The following is an 18,391-nucleotide window of genomic DNA, read 5'->3' on the forward strand; positions in this document are numbered from 1 at the left end:
CCATCGGTGATCACGGGTCGGTGTACCTCACTTTCACGCCGGCGACCTCAACATCCAACCAGACGCGGTCGTCGGGCTGCGCCCCGGGGATGCGGCAGCTCGTCGGGCGCTGCGCCGCGACGCCCTCCGGGTCGCCGTCCACCCCGCAGCGGAAGCTCGCGGGGATGCCCGAGTTGTCGGGTTCGCCCGTCCACGACCAGGCCGACCGTTCCGGATCCCACACGCGCGACGGCAGCGCGAACGTCAGCGAGGGCGAGGCGTCGGCGGGCAGCACCGCCGACCACGGCCCGCACGTGCCCCACGCCGAACACGACCTGACCTGGAAGCGCGCGGTCTCGCCGAACGGGCGGTTCAGCAACGCCCTCAGCCAGCCCGTGCCCGCGAACTCCCGAGGTTCGCCGATGCGCAGCCCGTTGGCATCGACGGCGACGATCTGCAGCCTCGACGAGGAGGGGCGGACCTCGGAGATGTAGCGGTCCCAGGTCTCGACGTTCAACCAGTCCATGCTGCTGCGGACCGAATCGATGCCGCCCGGCGCCGGCCGCACGACGAGTCCCGCGACCGCCGTGTTGACGCAGGCCGACCGGTTGAAGCCCCACACGACGAACGAGTACTTGACGGAGTCGGCCACGGTGCCCGTGAAGGTCGCGCTCGTGGCATCCGGCCCCACCCTGACGACCTCGGACACGCCGCCGCCGCGGGACGGCGCGACCACCGCGCCCGGAGCGGGCGTCGTCACCGAGCAGGCCTGCGGCCCCGTCGGCACCGAGGCCACGCCGTCGGCGAGCCGCTGCACGAAGTACCCGCCGATGGCATCGCCGTTGCCGCCGAACGGCGACCATGCGACGGTCACCGTTCCGGCGTTCGCGTCGCCCTCCACGGTGATGCCGCCCGGCACCGGCGGCCCGAACGGCGTGCCGGAGGCCCTGGACTCCGACCACGTCGCCATCGCGGGGTACGCCTCGTTGCGCGCGCTCACTGAGAACTCGACGAGGCTGCCGTTCGCGAGCGCCGGTGAGTCCACCGAGCAGCGGGACGCCGTGCACACCGAGCCCGCGTCGACCTCGAGCGGCACCCCGCCGACGACGAGGACGTACGAGTGCACCGGGCTGCCGTTGCCGACGGGAACGGGCGACCACTGGATGCGAAGCCGCCCATCGAGGGGCAGGGAACCGAGCCCGGTCGGGGCTCCGGGCACCACGTCCGACCAGATCGGCCCCGGGGCGGACAGCGGATCTGACAGGCCGATCGCGTTGCGCGCCTGGACCTGCACCGTGACGGCGTTGACGCGGCCGTTGCCCGGCGTCGGCACGCGGCACGTCGTCGATGCGCACTCCGATGCGGCGACCTCGGTGCCGGACACCGCGTCGAGCAGCCCGATGCGGTAGCCCGTGATCGGCGAGTTGTTGAACGCCCCCGCGCCGAAGACGACGTCGAGGGTGCCGTCTCCGAATCCGGTGACCGCGGGCGCCGTCACCGGGTCGGGCCGATCCTGCACCGAGATCGTGACCGTGCCCCACGCGAACCGGCTCGGATCGTTCGTGGCATCCGCCACCTGATACTGCAGCGTCGTGTTGACGGGCTCGGCGTCGGCCGCGACGGTCACCGAGAGCGACGAGCGGTCGCCGGAGGGCACGATCGAGATGCCGTCGGCCGCGCCCCCGTCGAGACCGCGGACGGCCACCACCTGGAGGGGTTGGTCGGGGAACGGGTTGGTCGGGCGGTCGTTCTCCAGCACGTCGACGACGGTCGTCTTCCCGCGCGCTGCGATCGCCTGATCGGGCACCGGGCGGGCGATCGGCAGGGTCGAGGGCACGACGTCGACGGTGATGCGCCCCGGCGTCCCCTCGCCGGCCTCGTCCACCACGCCGACGGTCACCGAGCCCGTGCTGCCGATCTGCGCGGAGGCGGCGGCGATGATCGTGAGCTCGTCGCCCTCGAGCTCGAGGTCGAACCCTTCCGGCCGCGGCTCGACGATCCGGTACCGGAGTTCGTCCACCCGATCCCGATCCGCGTAGGTCGTGAGCTTCTCCAGCTCGATCAGCTTGGACTCGCCCGGCTGGACGTCGATCGCGGCGCCGTCGAAGACCGGCGGCAGGTCCTCCGCCGCCAGCACCGTGATCGGGATCACGATCGTGCCGGTCCTCCCGGTGGGATCCTGAGCCGACTCGCCGTCGGTGACCGTGAACGAGATCGACGCGGGCCCGAAGTACCCCTCCTCGCTGCGGAACCTGAGCGTGTTCTCATCGACCCACGCGTCCTCGCCGTCGCCGTGGGCGACACGCACGCTCGCGGCATCCGTGATCCGCACCGGTCGCCCGGATGCGGCGATCACGAAGTCCGCGATGTCCAGCCGCCTCGTCGCCCCGCTCCGCACGGCGACCCCGGGCGCGTCGCGCCGCAGCTGCGGCACCGCGTCGTCGTGCCCGGGGACCCAGATGAAGGCCGCCGTCACCACCCCCGGATCGTCGGGCCGCGCGACCAGGAACGGGATGATGCGGCGCTGGTCCTCGACGTCGACGCGGATGCGGCCGTCGGAGAGCACCTCGACGCCGGTGCGGTACCCGTCGAGGAGTCCGACGTCGAGGTCCTCCGAATCGCCGTCGGCGAGGAACGTCTTCGCGAGCACGTCGACGTCGACCTGGTCGCGGTCGAGGATGTCGCTGAGGGTCAGCACCGCGTCCTCGACCTCCGGCCGGGCGAGCGGGGCCTCCTCGGCCGCGACGACGAGCACGAAGGCCGACGCCGTGCCGGCGTTCTCGTTCCGCACGGTGTAGCGGAACCCGTAGGTGTCCTCCTCCTCCGGCACCGCGATGTCGATGTGGTCGTCGACGATCTCGTGCGCGAGGTCGTTGCCGTTCGGCTCGACGTCCACGAGCGTGAGCGGGCTGCCGTCGGGGTCGCTGTCGTTGGCGAGGACCCGCACCGAGACCGTGCGGCCCGGGCGCACGAGCACGCGGTCCTGCACCGCGACCGGGTTGCGCGCCGCGTCGGGGCGTGCCGCGATGCCGACCCGCACCGTGCCCGTGCCGCGGGCGCCGAGCGCGTCGATCACCGAGTACGTGAACGTGTCGGTGCCCGCAGCGTAGGCGCCTGCCTCGTAGTCGAGCCAGCCCGGGCCCGTCTGCGGCACCACGCCGAGTTCGGGGTTCGACTCCTGGCCGACGAGCTGCACCGAGTCGCCGTCGGGGTCGGTCGCGGTCAGCGGGATCGGGATGCGGACGGTGTCCCCGGCGAGGGCGCGGGCCGTGATCGTCGGCGGCACGGGCGACGCGTTGGTCTCGGGGTCGGCGGCCCGCACCGTGAGGTGCACGGCGGCCGAGGCGACCTGCCCGTCGGAGGCGATCACCCGGTAGACCGCGTCGTACTCGCCGGGCTCGTCAGGCGCGAAATACCGCAGGCGGTCGCCGCTGGGGAACAACAGGCCCTCGGCGGGCTCCTCCTCGAGTTCGGGCGCGAGCTCGAAGGAGAATCCGTCGGGGTGGTCGTCGTTCGCGAGCACGGGGATGTCGATGACGTCGCCGACGCGGGCCGTCGCGGAATCCACGTTCGCCACCGGCGGCTGGTTCCGTGCCGGATCCGGCACGTGCACCACGGTGACGACGCCGTCGGCGTCGCCGAGGCCGTTGCTGACGCGGTAGCCGAAGGAGAACGAACCGAGGGGCGGCGGGCCGAGCAGTTCCACCCTCAGGATGCGGTGGTCGATGATCTCGACGGTGGCGAGCGCGGGGTCGACCCCGTCGACCCCGGTGGCGACGAGCACGCCGCCCGTCGGGTCGATGTCGGTCGCGAGCACGTCCACGTCCATCGGGGCCCCCATGCGGAGGAAGGCCGTGTGCGGGACGGTGATCGGCGTCGTGTCGCGCTCGGGCGGCGCCTCGACCTCGACCCGGATGATCCCCGTGCTCGTCGTGGTCCCGTCGGTGACGACGTAGTCGAGGTAGTGCGTGCGTTCCGCCGGACTGCGGAACCGGAACGTGCCGCCGTCGTAGTCGGGCGTGATCTGCGCGTCCTCCTTCGCCGGGACCGAGCTCAGGTTGATCCGCCCGTCGCCGCCGTGCGCGTGCCGGAGCGGATCGATGCGCACCTCCTCGCCCGCCGTCGCGAGCACGACGAACGGCTCGGCCACGAGCGGGACGCTGCCGGGCGTGCGCACCTGCACGTCGAGTTCGCCGCCGCCGTCGTCGCGGCCGTCGGATGCCACGAGCGCGACGCGCCTCGTCGACCCGGCGCCGCCCTTCTCGTCGAAGACCACCGTGCCCTCGGCCGTGAACGAGACCGTGTCGGGGCCGTCCGCGGTCGCGGAGCGGAGGAAGAACGGGTCGCCGTCGGGATCGACCCAGTCGTTGAGCACGGCGGTCGTCGCCCGCCCCGGCGTCGCGACGGTGACGACCCGATCGCGCACCTGCCGTGGCGGCGAGTTCTCGTCGTCGGTGCGCACCGTCACGCGCACGGAGGTGCTCGCGCTGCCGCCGCGGCCGTCGTCGACCGTGTAGCCGAACGCGAACGCCCCGGTGACGGATGCCTCGAGGGTGACCTGCACCTGCTGCCGGTCGGCGACGATGTCGAGGCGCACGCCGTCGGGCAGCGTGCCCTCGACGCGGTCGATCGCGAGCACGTCGCCGTTCGCGTCGGAGTCGTTCATGAGCACGGGAAGCGTCGAGGATCGTCCGGGCCGCGCCCCGAACTCGTCGGGGACCGCGACCGGCGGGACCTGGCTGCGTTCGATCGGCGCGTCGGCGTCGGCGTGCTCGGCCTCGATGGTCTCGTCGTCGGGCTCGGTCTCGAGCAGCGCCGCCCAGTTGTCGATCAGGCCGTAGTCGGTGCCGGCGGCCCACGAGGCGCCGGAGGCCCGGTCGTTCAGCACGAGGGTCTCGCCGTTGGCGAGGTACACGAGGTCCGCACCGCCGCGCACGCCCTCGAGCGTCGTGGTCGTCGTGCCGGTGGCGCCGCCGCACGAGCGCCATGCGGTGCCGCCGGCCCACGCGGCATGGAGGCATCCGTCGTGGCGCACCGGGGCGGCCGGGTCTCCCGCCGCACCGGGCACGGGCACGTCGACGACCGCACCGGACTCGAGGTCGACGCGGAGCATGCCCGAGCGCGTCGCGATCGCGAGCACGCGTCCGTCGGAGGCGGGTTGCTGCAGCACGGGGGCGTCGCCGACCCCGATCTGCGAGCGCAGGTCGAGCGTGCGGTCCTCGAGCATGAGCGTCCTGGTCGACTCGTCGAACACCGCCCAGCGCTCCCCCACCGAGGTGATCTGCAGTGCCGCATCGGGGTCGGCCGCGTCGGTGCGCCATTGCTCGCCGACCGAGTCGGCGATCGCGGCGTCGACGCGGCGGACCTCGCCGGTCGAGGGCGTGTACGCGAAGAGCACGCCGTCGGGGTCGACGGACACCGCCGCTCCCGTTCCGAAGCTCAGCGTCGGCTCGGCGTCGGTGGTCAGGTCGGCGAGGCGATCCTCGTCGACCAGCCAGATCTTGCCGCCCGCCGCGACCACGACCCTGGACCCGGCGAGCGCGACGCTGCTCTCGGGCGGCACGGCGATCGTGTCCTGGATCACCGACCGGGCGGGGTCCACGATGGCGACGGTCGCCCGGTCGGGGTCGAAGGCGAGCACCGTGTGCCCGCGCTGGAGGATCTCGCCGCTCGCACCCCCGGTCTCGACGATCGAATTGAGCTCGAGCACCGACGTGTTCGCCCGGCCGATCGACTCGAGGTCGCCGTTGGCGACCCACACGGCCGCGTCGCCGAGATCGACGCGCTGCGCCGAGTAGCCGCCGGAGAACACGGCGACGGCGACGATGGCGGCGACCACGCCGGCGCTCACCGCCGAGGCGATGACGGCGGAACGATGTCCGCTGAGCAGCCTCGGCACTCTCATCGGGAATCCACGTCGACGCAGCGCTGTTCGCTCGGCTTCCCGGACTTGCCGTCGCGCGTCACGGTCACGCTCGCGCACACGTGGTCGCCGGCGGATGCCGCGTGCTCGAGGTTCGTCGCGTGCTGCGCCGGTTGCGCCTCGCCGTCGACGACCACGATGTAGGCGTCGTCGGCGCGCAGGCCCGGGTCGTCCCACGAGAAGCTCACGGTCTCGTCGTCGACCGTGCCGCGCACGTCGGTGACGACGGGGACCGCCGCCGTCGCGGTCGTGAGGAGCACGATGCCGACCGTGAGCCCCACGACGAGGATCGCCGAAGCGGCGCCGAGGCCCCAGACGAGGCGCCGCGTCCTCCGGGCGGAGCGGGCGTCGCCGTTCGCGGGGGCGCCCGTCGCGCCGGTGCCGCCGGTCGCCCCCGACCCGCGCGACGCACCGGTCGTGGCGCCCGCCGCGCGGGAGTCGGCGCGGCGGGTGGTCGCCGCCATAGCGTCGTTCGAGCGTCGGCGCCTCGTCGTCCGGCGCCGTTGGATCACGGGCGAGGCGGCGAGGCTCGTGCGTTCGTCGAGGTCGATCGCGACCGCCTCCCACTCGTCGGAGCCGACCTCGAGCGGCGTCTGCGGCAGGCCGAGCTCCAGTTCCACCGCCTGCAGGTCGCGGCCGAACTCCATCGCGCCGCCCTGGCGGTCCTGCGGTCGCTTGGACATGGCTCGGGCGAGCACCGCCTCGAGGGACGCGGGCACGTCGGCGCGCCCCGTGGGCCGCAGGCCCGTGCGGCCGATACGCGCCGCAACCTGCTTCGGGGTGTTCTCCCGATCCGGCTCCTCGAAGGGGCTGCGTCCGGCGAGGAGCGAGTAGACCGTGGCGCCGAGCGACCAGACCTCGGTGTGCACGGTCCCGGCCACGTCGTCGTGCAGCACCTCCGGCGCCGACCACGGGATGGACATGCCGATCGCGTCCGCGGTCTCGGATCCGCCGAGCGTGGCGGCGATGCCGAAGTCGGAGAGCACGGGGTGCCCGTAGGCGGTCGAGAGGATGTTCGACGGCTTGATGTCGCGGTGCAGCACGCTGCTGCGATGCGCGGTCTCGACGGCCCCGGCGATGCGCACCCCGGTGGAGAGCACCTCCGACAGCGGGATCGGCGCGGCACGGTAGCGCTGCCCGAGCCCGGACGGGCAGAACTCCATGACGAGGTAGGGACGGCCGTCAGCGGCGACCCCGGCCTGGTAGACGGTGAGGATCGAGGGGTGCGACGAGAGCTGCGCCATGACGTTGACCTCGGCCTGGAACATGCGGCGGAGGTCGTCGTTCACGACCTCGGCCAACAGCACCTTGACCGCGACGAGTCGACGCGGCATGTTCTGCTCGTACAGGAAGACGTCGGCGAACCCGCCGGAGCCGAGCACGCGCACGAACGAGAACCCCGGCAGCGTCGGAGGCGTGGAAGGCAGACGTCTCGACACGATCCTCCCTGACCTCTGGTCCGTCACGCTCGCGGGTGCGCACGAGCGTCGCCGCGGACAGCCCCATTCTAGGGTCGCCGCCCGCGCGGTCCTCGCGTCAGGCGGATGCCGCGGACTCGCCGTTCACGGGCGGCGTGACGTCGAGCACGTCGACGACGAGCACGGTGACGTTGTCGCGGCCGCCGTTGCCGAGCGCGGCCTCGAGCAGATGCGATGCGGCCCGGTCGGGCGCCCGGTCCGCCATGAGGAAGTGCCGGATGCCGTAGGAGGTGAGCTCCTTCGTGAGCCCGTCGGAGCAGATGAGCAGGCGCATGCCGGGCTCGATCGCGATGGCCCGGTAGTCGGGGATGGGCGTCTCGTGGAAGCCCACGGCGCGTGTGATGACGTTCGAGTGCGGATGGGTGTCGGCCTCGTCGCGCGTGATCTGGCCGGAGTCCACGAGCTCCTGCACGATCGAGTGGTCGACCGTGAGCTGCTCGAGGGCGCCGCCGACGAGGCGGTAGACGCGCGAATCTCCGATGTTGAAGACGATCCACGCGGGTTCGTCGGAGATGACGCCGACCGCGGCCCCGGTCACCGTGGTGCCGCTGCCTTCGTCGGTGACGCCGCGCCCGTGCACCATGTCCTGCACGGCGAGTTCGAGCGCGTGGTCGATCTCGGCGGTGCCCATGGTGACCCGGCCGCCGTACTCGGCCAGGCGGGTGACGACCGCGGCGCTGGCGAAGTCGCCGGCCGCATGCCCGCCCATGCCGTCGGCGACGGCGAACACGGGCGCCTGGGCGACGAAGCTGTCCTCGTTCACCTGACGCCGATGGCCGGTGTCGGTGGCGGCCGCCCATGCGATCGTGATCCGGGTGCCGTCGGGCAGCGCGATCGGATGCCGGGACGTTCCGTGTCCGATCTGTGTCACGGGGAGGGCCTGTCGTCTCTGCTCGGGCTGGTGTCGTCCTCTCGGGCGGGGAGGACCTCGACGATCGTATCGTCTCCGAGGTCGAGGAGGCTGCCCTCGGCCACGACGACGGACTCGCCCGAGCGCAGGCGACGCTCGCCGCCGGGGGTCCGGAGGACGGTGCCGTTCGTCGATCGGAGGTCGGTCGCGACGAGTTTCGACCCCTCGACGCGCAGTTCGAGGTGGGTTCCGGAGATCACGCCGGTGGGCGAGCGCACGGCCACGAGCTCGGGGATCCCCGCCGGGGCGAACGGCGTGCGAGGGGCGTGCGGGCGGCGACCGATGAGGATGGGCGCGCCGACGGCCCGCGGGTCGCCGCGGCCGATCCGCACCATCGGCGAAGGCCGTCGTGCCGCTTCAGCCGGCGCGACGTCGGCGGCCCCCTGCCCGGCCCGCGGGACCGGGCCGCGCAGCACGGTGTCCTCGTCGGCCTGGCCCGGCTCCGCGGCATCCGATCGCTCGGATGCCGCGTTCGTCGTCGCGACCGGGCTCCACTCGACCTCGGAGGCGCGCAGGCTCGCCCTCGCGTGCCGCACCCGCTCGCCGGCCGTGCTGAGGCGCTCGAGTGGGGCGTCGGCTCCGGCGAGGCGGACGCCGGTGACGTCGCGGAACTCGGCGAGGTGCCACGGGCGGATGCCTCGGGCGTCGAACCGTCGGGAACCCCCGGGCGATTCGAGGTCGACGATCGCGGCGCCGCGCACCACGGCCGTGACCGTGGCGTCGTCGCCGTCGGACCACCACACGATGGCGAATCCGCGATCGGGCTCCGCCGGGGGCGCGGGCACCGCCTGCACGAGCCGTTCGATGCCGACCCGGGGGTCGCACGCCGCCTCGGCGAGCGCCGAGAGGGCCCGGTCGTCGGCGGGAGCGGCGAGGGCCGCGATGAACCGGTCGCCGACCACGACGTCCCAGGGCGCCCGACCGGCGCGCGAGGCGCTCGTCACCGTTCCGTGGACCATGGCTTCAGTCTCGCACCAGCGGTGGCGCCGATCAGCCGATCGCGCTCATCACGTGCTTGATGCGGGTGTAGTCCTCGAAGCCGTAATTGGAGAGGTCCTTGCCGTAGCCGGAGTGCTTGAACCCGCCGTGCGGCATGTCCGACACGAACGGGATGTGGGTGTTGATCCACACGCATCCGAAGTCGAGGTGCTTCGCGAACCGCATCGCACGCGTGTGCTCGCTCGTCCAGACGGAGGCCGCGAGCGCGTAGTCGACGCCGTTCGCCATGGCGAGCGCCTCCGCATCGTCGCGGAACGGCTGCACGGTCAGCACCGGCCCGAATACCTCGCGCTGCACGATCTCGTCGTCCTGGTGGACGCCGGTGACGATCGTCGCCTCCCAGAAGTAGCCTCGATCGCCCTGCCGGCGTCCGCCCGCGGCGATCTGCGCGTGCCCGGGCAGACGTTCGACGAAGCCCGCGACCTGGGCGAGCTGGTTCGCGTTGTTCAGCGGCCCGTACAGCACACCGTCTTCGCGCGGGCCGCCGGTGCGGGCGTCGGATGCCGCGTGCGCGACGAGCAGCTCGACGAACCGGTCGTGCACCGACTCGTGCACGATCACCCGGGTCGCGGCGGTGCAGTCCTGTCCGCCGTTGAAGTACGCCGCCGCGACGATGCCCGCGGCCGCCGCGTCGAGGTCGGCGTCGGCGAAGACGATCGCGGGCGCCTTGCCGCCGAGCTCGAGGTGCACGCGCTTGAGGTCGGATGCCGCGGCTCGGGCGACCTCCATGCCGGCCCTGACCGAGCCCGTGATCGCGACCATCTCGGCGCGCTCGTGGCCGAGCACGGCGGCGCCCGTCGTGCGGTCGCCGGCCACGACGTTGAGCACGCCCGCCGGCAGGAACTCGGCGGCGACCTCGCCGAGCAGGAGCGTCGAGAGGGGCGTGGTGTCCGACGGCTTCAGCACGACGGTGTTGCCGGCCGCGATCGCCGGGGCGATCTTCCAGACGGCCATGTTCAGCGGGTAGTTCCAGGGCGTGACCTGCCCGATGACGCCGATGGGCTCCCGACGGATGAACGAGGTGTGGCCGGCGAGGTACTCCGCGGCCGCCCGGCCCTCGAGGTTGCGCGCGGCCCCGGCGAAGAAGCGCAGCTGGTCGACGGACTGCATGATCTCGTCCTCGACGAGGCTCGCTCGAGGCTTGCCCGTGTCCTGCGATTCGAGGTCGGCGAACTCCTCCGCGCGATCGGCCATCGCGTCGGCGATGCGGAAGAGGGCGAGCTGGCGCTCGGCGGGGGTCGTCTCGCCCCACACGTCGAAGGCGTCGGATGCCGCGCGGTAGGCCTCGGCGACGTCCTCGAGGTTCGAGACGGGCGAGGCCGCATAGACCTCTTCGGTCGCCGGGTCGACCAGGTCGAGGCTCTCGTCGCCGCGGGCGTCGACGTACCGGCCGCCGATGAAGTTCCGGATGGGTGCGTGGCTCATTCTGCTCTCCTCGGCGCGAGGCACGGGCGTCGGCGCCCGGGCCGTCGTCGGCTGCGGCTACCGCGATGCGGAGCCGGGATGGTGTGCGCCATCGTAATCGGATCGAGTGGGTGTCCGCGAGGGTTTGCATGGGAATTCGTTGCATTGTGTATGGAATTCAACGGAATCCCTTGCAGGCACACGTCCCTGCTGACACAATCGGCAGCATGACGAACACGGCGCGAACGGGCTCGCCCCGGCCGGTGAACCTCGACGACGTCTCGAAGGCGATCATCGAGCAGCTGCAGGCCGACGGTCGGCGCTCCTACGCCGACATCGGCAAGGCGGTCGGGCTCTCCGAGGCCGCGGTCCGGCAGCGCGTGCAGCGGCTCACCGAGTCGGGCGTCATGCAGATCGTGGCCGTCACCGACCCGATGCAGCTCGGGTTCACGCGTCAGGCGATGATCGGCATCCGCGCTTCGGGCGACACGAGGGAGCTCGCGGCCGCGCTGGCCGAGATCCCCGAGATCGACTACGTCGTGCTCACCGCCGGCAGCTTCGATCTGCTCGCCGAGGTGGTGTGCGAGAACGACGACGAGCTCATCTCGTTGCTGAACACCCGTATCCGCAACCTGCCCGGCGTGCGCTCGACCGAGACGTTCGTCTACCTCAAACTCCAGAAGCAGTTCTACAACTGGGGCACTCGCTAGAAGGGATCGATCATGACCGATCGGGTACAAGACAACGCGACACTGCAGACGATGGCGAAGGACCACCTCTGGATGCATTTCGCCCGGCAGTCCACCATGGAGACGTCGGGCGTGCCGATCATCACCCGCGGCGAGGGCCACCGCATCTACGACATCCAGGGCAAGAGCTACATCGACGGCCTCGCCGGGCTCTTCGTGGTGAACGCGGGCCACGGCCGCAAGCGTCTCGCCCAGGTCGCGGCCAAGCAGGCCGAGGAGCTCGCCTTCTTCCCGATCTGGTCGTACGCGCACCCCAAGGCGATCGAGCTCGCCGACCGGCTCGCCCAGCACGCGCCCGGCGACCTCAACCGCGTCTTCTTCTCGACCGGCGGCGGCGAGGCGGTCGAGACCGCCTACAAGCTCGCGAAGAACTACTGGAAGCTCATGGGACGCCCGTCCAAGTACAAGGTGATCTCCCGCGCGCTGGCGTACCACGGCACGCCGCAGGGCGCCCTCGCGGTCACCGGCCTGCCCATCAAGGCGCCGTTCGAGCCGATCACTCCCGGCGGGTTCCGCGTTCCGAACACGAACTTCTATCGCGCCGCCGAGATGGGCGCGCCCGCGGAGGACGAGGAGGCCTTCGGCATCTGGGCGGCGAACCGCATCGAGGAGCAGATCCTCATGGAGGACCCCGACACCGTCGCCGCCGTGTTCCTCGAGCCCGTGCAGAACTCCGGCGGCTGCTTCCCGCCTCCCCCCGGCTACTTCCAGCGCGTGCGCGAGATCTGCGACAAGTACGACGTGCTGCTCGTCTCCGACGAGGTCATCTGCGCCTTCGGCCGCATCGGCCACATGTTCGCGTGCGAGGAGTACGGGTACGTGCCCGACATGATCACCTGCGCGAAGGCCATGACCTCGGGGTACGCACCGATGGGCGCGACCATCATCAGCGATCGCATCTACGAGCCCTTCAAGCACGGCGACACCACCTTCTACCACGGCTACACGTGGGCCGGGCACCCGGTGTCGGCCGCCGTCGCCCTCGAGAACCTCGACATCTTCGAGGAGGAGCACCTCTTCGAGCACGTCCGCGAGAACTCGCCGCTCTTCCGTTCCGAGCTCGAGAAGCTCAACGATCTGCCGATCGTCGGCGACGTGCGCGGCGCGGGGTACTTCTTCGCGGTCGAGCTCGTGAAGGACAAGGCCACGCGCGAGACCTTCAACGAGGAGGAGTCCGAGCGTCTCCTGCGGGGCTTCCTCTCGACCGCCCTCTACGACGCCGGCCTCTACTGCCGTGCCGACGACCGCGGCGACCCCGTCATCCAGCTGTCGCCGCCGCTCACGATCGGCGTGCCCGAGTTCCAGGAGATCGAGCAGATCCTGCGGAGCGTGCTCACGGAGGCATCCAACCGTCTCTGACGTCGCCGACCCGGACGATGGGTGGGCTCGCCGCCGCAGATGTCTGCGCGGCGAGCTCATCCGTCGGAGCGGACGAACGCCCAGTCCGGCAGTGCTCCCCCGCTGAAGAACCCGTCGAGCAGCCGCGCCATCGCGTGCTCGGGCTCGATGGCGAGCGCGATGTCGAGGAACGCCCCGGCGAGCGAGCCTCGCCCGAGCGCCCAGGCCGTCCATGCGGTGATGCAGCAGACGCCGGGGCGCGCCGATTCCGGCGCATTCGCCACGAGATCTCGCAGCAGCTCGAGCCCTCGCTCGAGCCGGCCGCGGTCGGGGCGCAGCATCGTGCGCCCCATCACCAATCGGCCCAGAAGATCGTCGAGTTCCTCCACGGCGAACGCCCTGCCCGGCGTTTGCCCGCCGCCTTCCTCGGAGACGTGGGCCGCGTCGAGCGAGAGCTCGGCCATCACCGCGCCGAAGGCGATCTGCAGCATCATCGCGTCGCGGATCGCCGGGCGTGATGCCAGCACCAGGAACCAGGCGAGGTGCTCCGACGTCGCCGCCCGCCTCGAACGCGACAGCAGCGTCTCCACGAGTTCGGTGGGATCGGCGAACCGCCCCAGACGCGCGATCGCGGCCTCGGCCGTGTCGATGTCGCCGAGCTCGTCGAACGCGGCGGCGAGCGCAGCCGTCGTCCGGGGATCGGCCGGGCGCATCGCGCCGGCCTGATCGCCCGCCTGCGCGATCGGCGGTACGTGGCGCACCGCCGTGCTCTGCTCGATGAGCGCGAGCGGATGCCCCGTCGCGGGCTCGTCCCGGTCGAGCGCCGAGCCCCACGCGTCGCCGGCCCGGCAGAGGGCGTCGCGGATTCGGAACCCGGCCTGCTCGGCGCGGTCGACCACGAGCTCGAGCAGCGCGCGTTCCGGCATGCCGCCGTGATCGCGGAACGTCTCGTCGGTGTACACGATCGGCACGAGGGCGTCGACGTCGGGCATCCGGCAGACGGTGCCGACGACGGCCGCGACGAGCGCCTCGTGCGAAGCCGCCGCGCCGGGGAGGTCATGCCGGAGCACGCCCGCCGTGCGATTGCCCGTGAAGGCGACGCAGACGAGGGAACGGCGCGGGTGGAAGCCGGCGAGCGCGGGGACGAGGGCGAGGAAGTCGTGCGCCGAGCCGGCGCGGATGATGGCGTTCATGGCGTCATCGTCCCTCTCGGATCGCCCCGACCGACCGGCGCGGTGCTCCTGCTCGCCGAGCTCCTCGCGAAGCCGACCTGTGGAGGAGCGGTCGGCACCCCTCCTCCACAGCCCGGCGGCAATCGGGGTGCGTCCGCGATGTCCGATTCCCGCGAGGGACGATCGGTGGGCATCGCTAGGGTCGAACCATGACCGAACTGCACCTCGCCCGCATCGAGAGCCCGATCGGGCGCATCGAGATCCTCGCCGACGACGACGCGATCACCGCGCTGTCGATCGAGCGCGACGGCCTGCTCCCCCACGACGGCGAACCCGAGCGGGCCAACGCCGTGCTCGACGCTGCGACACGGCAACTGACCGAGTACTTCGCCGGCACCCGCACCGACTTCGACCTCCCCGTGCGGTTGCACGGCACCGAATTCCAGCGAGCCGTCTGGAATCGACTCCGGCAACTTCGCCACGGGGATGCCACCTCCTACGGCGCCCTCGCCGATTCCGTCGGCAGACCGGGCGCTGCGCGCGCGATCGGCGGCGCCGTGGGCGCCAACCCGGTGCCCATCATCGTCGGATGCCACCGCGTGCTCGCGTCCGACGGTCGCATCACGGGGTACTCGGGAGGGCAGGGCGTCGCGACCAAACTCTGGCTCCTCGACCACGAGAAGATCGGCTTCGCCGCGTGAGCGTGATCCCGCGGCCCGAACTCGTCCTCGGCGACGACGGGCTGCGCCGCTGCGGATGGAGCGCCGGCGACGACGAGTACCGCCGGTATCACGACGAGGAGTGGGGTCGCCCGCAACACGACGCGACGAGGCTGTTCGAGAAGGTGTGCCTCGAGGGCTTCCAGGCCGGGTTGTCCTGGATCACCATCCTTCGCCGCCGCCCGGCGTTCCGCGAGGTGTTCCACGGCTTCGACGTGCAGCAGGTCGCCTCGATGGACGAGACCGACGTGCAGCGCCTCCTCACCGACGATCGCATCATCCGCCACCGCGGCAAGATCGAGGCGACCATCGCCAACGCACGGGCGACCCTCGAGCTCGATCGTCCGATCGACGAGCTCATCTGGAGCTTCGCCCCCGACGGCGGTCGCACGCGTCCCGTCTCGTTCGCCGATGTTCCAGCGATCACTCCCGAGTCCAGCGCGCTCAGCCGCGAGCTGCGCCGGCTCGGGTTCCGCTTCGTGGGCCCGACGACGATGTACGCGCTCATGCAGGCGGCGGGGCTCGTCGACGATCATCTCGCGGGCTGCTACCGAGCGTCGGCGAATCCCGTCGACCCGTCATCCAGGAGCTGACCCGTTGCACCGGCGCTCCACCTGAGGTCAGCGGGCGCAAGCCCGGTCTCAGGCGACGAGTTCGAGCTCGCGCGGTGCGCGCGCGGATGCCGCCGCGCCCGGCGTGAGCTCGAAGCCCTCGTCCTTCGCCCACGCGAGCAGGTCGTCGATGGAAGCGACCGCGGGACGCGTCTCGAGGAACCGCCGGGCGAAGCGGCCCTTCGCCTGCTTGTTGAAGTGGTTCAGCGCGCGACGTCGGCCGTCGCCGTCGATGGACACCACCCGGACGAACACGCTGCCGTCGCGGATCGGCGCCGGACCGAGGTCGGCATACGCCTCCGAGCGCAGGTCGACGATGACCCCGTCATGGGCATCGAGCAGCGCCGAGACGGCGTCGCGCCAGTACCGACGCAGGGCGACGCCGGGCACGCGCGAATCGTGCGACAACCGGTAGGCGGGAATCGCATCGAGTGCGCCGACGAGTCCGAACAGCGCCGAGTGCACGAACGTCGTCTCGGCCGCGAAGTCGCGCGCAGCGGCGTCGAGCGTTCCGGCGTCGAGCGCGTCGAAGAGCACGCCCGTGAAGCGGTCCAACGCAGGCATGGTCGGCGAGACGCGCAGGCGGCGGTCGTGCTCCACCTCGTTGACGAGGCGAGGGCCGAGCTTCAGCGCCTTCAGGGCTGCGGGCTCGTCCTGGCTCAGCTCGATCACCCGGTCGACGAGCTCGGAACGGAGCCGGCTCAGCTCCGGGAAGGAGAGTGTGCGGAGATCGAGGGGCGCGCCGTCGCCGCCCTCGCGCTTCGTCTCCGAAGGCGGCAGAAACAGCAGCATCTACGAGGCGAGGAACTCGAGCGTGGCTTCGACGTTCGCGCCGAGCGACTCGACGCTGTCGATGCTCACCCGAGGAAGCGCCGAAGAGGGACCAGTCCAAGGCGCATAGCCCTCGAGACTCTGCTCGACGGCGCGCCAGGTCGTCTCCTCGAGATGCGGGAGCCCCCGCTCGCGCTTCTCGAGCCGAGCCCGATGCACGCCCTCATCGGAGCAGTAGACCTCGACCACGCGCAGACGCACTTCGGTGCGGACGGCGAGATCGCGCCACTGGAGCCGGGCGGCTTCCGCGGCATTCACCGCATCGACGATGACGGTGCGCCCTGAGGCGAGTTCCTTCTCGGCGATCTCCTCGGCCACGAGGTAGGCCGCCAGCCCGGTCGGCTCATGCGCGTCGATGCCCGCCCGCAGGATGGCGGACTCGATCGGGTCGACGGAGACGACGGTCGCCCCGAGCCGGGCGCCGACGATCTCTGCGATCGTCGACTTGCCGGCCCCGGGCAGACCCGCCATCACCACGAGTTGCGTGACCGCCAGTTCACCGAACTGGCGGTCCAGCGGCTGCTCCCCCTGCATCCGCGGCGCCTCAGTTCAGGGTCGCGCGAGACGCGACGATCTGCACCACGTTGGACTGCACGGAGAGGAAGCCGTCCTCGGCGTTCGCCGTGACCTTCTCGCCCCCGGCCAGCGTCACGCGCACCTCGCCGCTCGCGAGAACCGCGAGCATCGGCTCGTGACCCGGCAGGATGCCGATCTGGCCCTCGACCGTTCGGGCGACGACCATGGACGCCTCGCCCGACCAGATCTCGCGATCGGCCGAGACGACGCTCACGTTGAGTGCGGCCATGCTCAGCCGTTCTCCTTCTGGATGCGAGCCCAGTTCTCTTCGACGTCGGTGATCGGGCCGACGTTGAAGAACGCCTGCTCGGCCACGTGGTCGAAGTCGCCGCGGGCGATCGCGTCGAAGGACTCGATCGTGTCCTTCAGCGGAACCGTGGAGCCCTCGACACCCGTGAACTTCTTCGCCATGTAGGTGTTCTGCGAGAGGAACTGCTGGATGCGGCGCGCGCGCGACACGGTGATCTTGTCTTCTTCGGAGAGCTCGTCGACACCGAGGATGGCGATGATCTCCTGCAGTTCCTTGTTCTTCTGGAGGATCTGCTTGACGGTGGTCGCGACACGGTAGTGGTCGGCGCCCAGGTACCGGGGGTCCATGATCCGCGAGGTGGAGGTCAGCGGGTCGATGGCCGGGTACAGACCCTTCGACGCGATCTCGCGCGAGAGCTCGGTCGTCGCGTCGAGGTGCGCGAAGGTGGTCGCCGGAGCCGGGTCGGTGTAGTCGTCGGCGGGGACGTAGATCGCCTGCAGCGAGGTGATCGAGTGGCCGCGCGTCGACGTGATGCGCTCCTGGAGCACGCCCATCTCGTCGGCGAGGTTCGGCTGGTAGCCCACGGCGGACGGCATGCGGCCGAGCAGCGTGGAGACCTCGGAGCCGGCCTGCGTGAAGCGGAAGATGTTGTCGATGAAGAGCAGCACGTCCTGCTTCTGCACGTCGCGGAAGTACTCCGCCATCGTGAGCGCGGAGAGGGCGACGCGCAGACGCGTTCCCGGCGGCTCGTCCATCTGGCCGAACACGAGCGCGGTCTTGTCGAAGACGCCGGCCTCTTCCATCTCGTGGATGAGGTCGTTGCCCTCACGGGTGCGCTCGCCGACGCCGGCGAACACCGACACACCGCCGTGGTCCTGCGCGACGCGCTGGATCATCTCCTGGATGAGGACGGTCTTGCCGACACCGGCACCGCCGAACAGGCCGATCTTTCCACCCTGCACATACGGCGTGAGAAGGTCGATCGACTTGATGCCGGTCTCGAAGAGCTGGGTCTTCGACTCGAGCTGGTCGAAGGCCGGGGGCTTGCGGTGGATCGGCCAGCGCTCGGTGATCTCGATCTGCTCGCCGGGCTCGCCGTTCAGCACCTCGCCGATGACGTTGAAGACCTTGCCCTTGGTGACGTCGCCGACGGGCACCGAGATCGCCTCGCCGCTGTCGGTGACCTCCTGGCCGCGGACGAGTCCGTCGGTGGGCTTCAGCGCGATGGCGCGGACGAGGTCGTCGCCGAGGTGCTGTGCGACCTCGAGGGTCAGCACCGTCGTCTGGTCGCCGATGGTGATCTCGGTCTTCAGCGCGTTGTAGATCTCGGGAATCGAGTCGTGCGGGAACTCGATGTCGACGACGGGGCCGGTGACGCGGGCGATGCGTCCGACGGCGCCGGCGGCACGCTCGGCGACCGGCGCGGTTGCGGTGTCAGTCATTCTGCTCTCT

14 protein-coding genes are annotated in these 18,391 nt (G+C 71.4%); 4 read left to right on the forward strand and 10 right to left on the reverse strand.

From position 1 onward, the window contains the following. Positions 1-10: 10 nt before the first annotated feature. The 5 genes from GQQ92_RS15105 to GQQ92_RS15125 all read right to left on the reverse strand — a co-directional run bounded on the left by GQQ92_RS15105 (position 11) and on the right by GQQ92_RS15125 (position 10,714). The gene (locus GQQ92_RS15105; RefSeq protein ID WP_157000129.1) at positions 11-5,884 is read right to left on the reverse strand and encodes an Ig-like domain-containing protein; all 5,874 of its coding nucleotides are present in this window, start codon (positions 5,882-5,884) and stop codon (positions 11-13) included. After that, a complete protein-coding gene (locus GQQ92_RS15110) occupies positions 5,881-7,341 on the reverse strand; it encodes a serine/threonine-protein kinase (RefSeq protein WP_157000130.1) in 1,461 nt (486 codons plus the stop codon). The genes GQQ92_RS15105 and GQQ92_RS15110 overlap by 4 nt, the downstream gene beginning before the upstream one ends. Before the next feature lie 97 nt (positions 7,342-7,438). Then, on the reverse strand, positions 7,439-8,251 hold the full coding sequence (locus GQQ92_RS15115; protein ID WP_157000131.1) for a PP2C family protein-serine/threonine phosphatase: 813 nt from the start codon (positions 8,249-8,251) through the stop codon (positions 7,439-7,441). Continuing rightward, positions 8,248-9,249 (reverse strand): FHA domain-containing protein, encoded by a 1,002-nt coding sequence (locus GQQ92_RS15120; RefSeq protein ID WP_157000132.1) that lies wholly within the window; start codon positions 9,247-9,249, stop codon positions 8,248-8,250. The genes GQQ92_RS15115 and GQQ92_RS15120 overlap by 4 nt, the downstream gene beginning before the upstream one ends. A 31-nt stretch (positions 9,250-9,280) precedes the next feature. Then, positions 9,281-10,714, reverse strand: coding sequence for an aminobutyraldehyde dehydrogenase (locus tag GQQ92_RS15125; RefSeq protein WP_157000133.1), 1,434 nt, complete (start codon positions 10,712-10,714; stop codon positions 9,281-9,283). A gap of 206 nt (positions 10,715-10,920) precedes the next feature. Here GQQ92_RS15125 and GQQ92_RS15130 point away from each other — a divergent pair, with 206 nt between their 5' ends. Continuing rightward, a complete protein-coding gene (locus GQQ92_RS15130; RefSeq protein ID WP_157000134.1) occupies positions 10,921-11,403 on the forward strand; it encodes an Lrp/AsnC family transcriptional regulator in 483 nt (160 codons plus the stop codon). Positions 11,404-11,415: 12 nt separating this feature from the next. Further along, positions 11,416-12,801, forward strand: a complete 1,386-nt coding sequence (locus GQQ92_RS15135) for an aspartate aminotransferase family protein (RefSeq protein ID WP_157000135.1) — start codon at positions 11,416-11,418, stop codon at positions 12,799-12,801. A 56-nt stretch (positions 12,802-12,857) separates the two neighbouring features. Here the strand turns inward: GQQ92_RS15135 and GQQ92_RS15140 are convergent, their stop codons facing one another. Continuing rightward, a complete protein-coding gene (locus tag GQQ92_RS15140) occupies positions 12,858-13,973 on the reverse strand; it encodes a DUF4192 family protein (RefSeq protein WP_157000136.1) in 1,116 nt (371 codons plus the stop codon). Between the two features lie 188 nt (positions 13,974-14,161). On the opposite strand from GQQ92_RS15140, the gene GQQ92_RS15145 reads away from it, so the two are divergent. Continuing rightward, on the forward strand, positions 14,162-14,653 hold the full coding sequence (locus GQQ92_RS15145; RefSeq protein ID WP_157000137.1) for a methylated-DNA--[protein]-cysteine S-methyltransferase: 492 nt from the start codon (positions 14,162-14,164) through the stop codon (positions 14,651-14,653). Positions 14,654-14,658: 5 nt separating this feature from the next. Continuing rightward, a complete protein-coding gene (locus GQQ92_RS15150) occupies positions 14,659-15,264 on the forward strand; it encodes a DNA-3-methyladenine glycosylase I (RefSeq protein WP_269149187.1) in 606 nt (201 codons plus the stop codon). 48 nt (positions 15,265-15,312) lie between these two features. Here GQQ92_RS15150 and GQQ92_RS15155 read toward each other — a convergent pair whose 3' ends face one another. The 4 genes from GQQ92_RS15155 to atpD are packed head-to-tail and all read right to left on the reverse strand — an operon-like array spanning position 15,313 to position 18,381. Then, a complete protein-coding gene (locus GQQ92_RS15155) occupies positions 15,313-16,074 on the reverse strand; it encodes a YaaA family protein (RefSeq protein WP_157000139.1) in 762 nt (253 codons plus the stop codon). After that, the gene (locus GQQ92_RS15160) at positions 16,075-16,647 is read right to left on the reverse strand and encodes an AAA family ATPase (protein WP_157000140.1); all 573 of its coding nucleotides are present in this window, start codon (positions 16,645-16,647) and stop codon (positions 16,075-16,077) included. A gap of 10 nt (positions 16,648-16,657) precedes the next feature. Continuing rightward, on the reverse strand, positions 16,658-16,918 hold the full coding sequence (locus GQQ92_RS15165; protein WP_157000141.1) for a F0F1 ATP synthase subunit epsilon: 261 nt from the start codon (positions 16,916-16,918) through the stop codon (positions 16,658-16,660). A 2-nt stretch (positions 16,919-16,920) separates the two neighbouring features. Further along, entirely contained in the window at positions 16,921-18,381 is a 1,461-nt protein-coding gene (atpD, locus tag GQQ92_RS15170) for a F0F1 ATP synthase subunit beta (RefSeq protein WP_157000142.1), read from the reverse strand. Between the last annotated feature and the right edge of the window lie 10 nt (positions 18,382-18,391).

It is taken from the genome of Agromyces terreus (assembly GCF_009749465.1).
Classification (GTDB): Bacteria; Actinomycetota; Actinomycetes; order Actinomycetales; family Microbacteriaceae; genus Agromyces; species Agromyces terreus.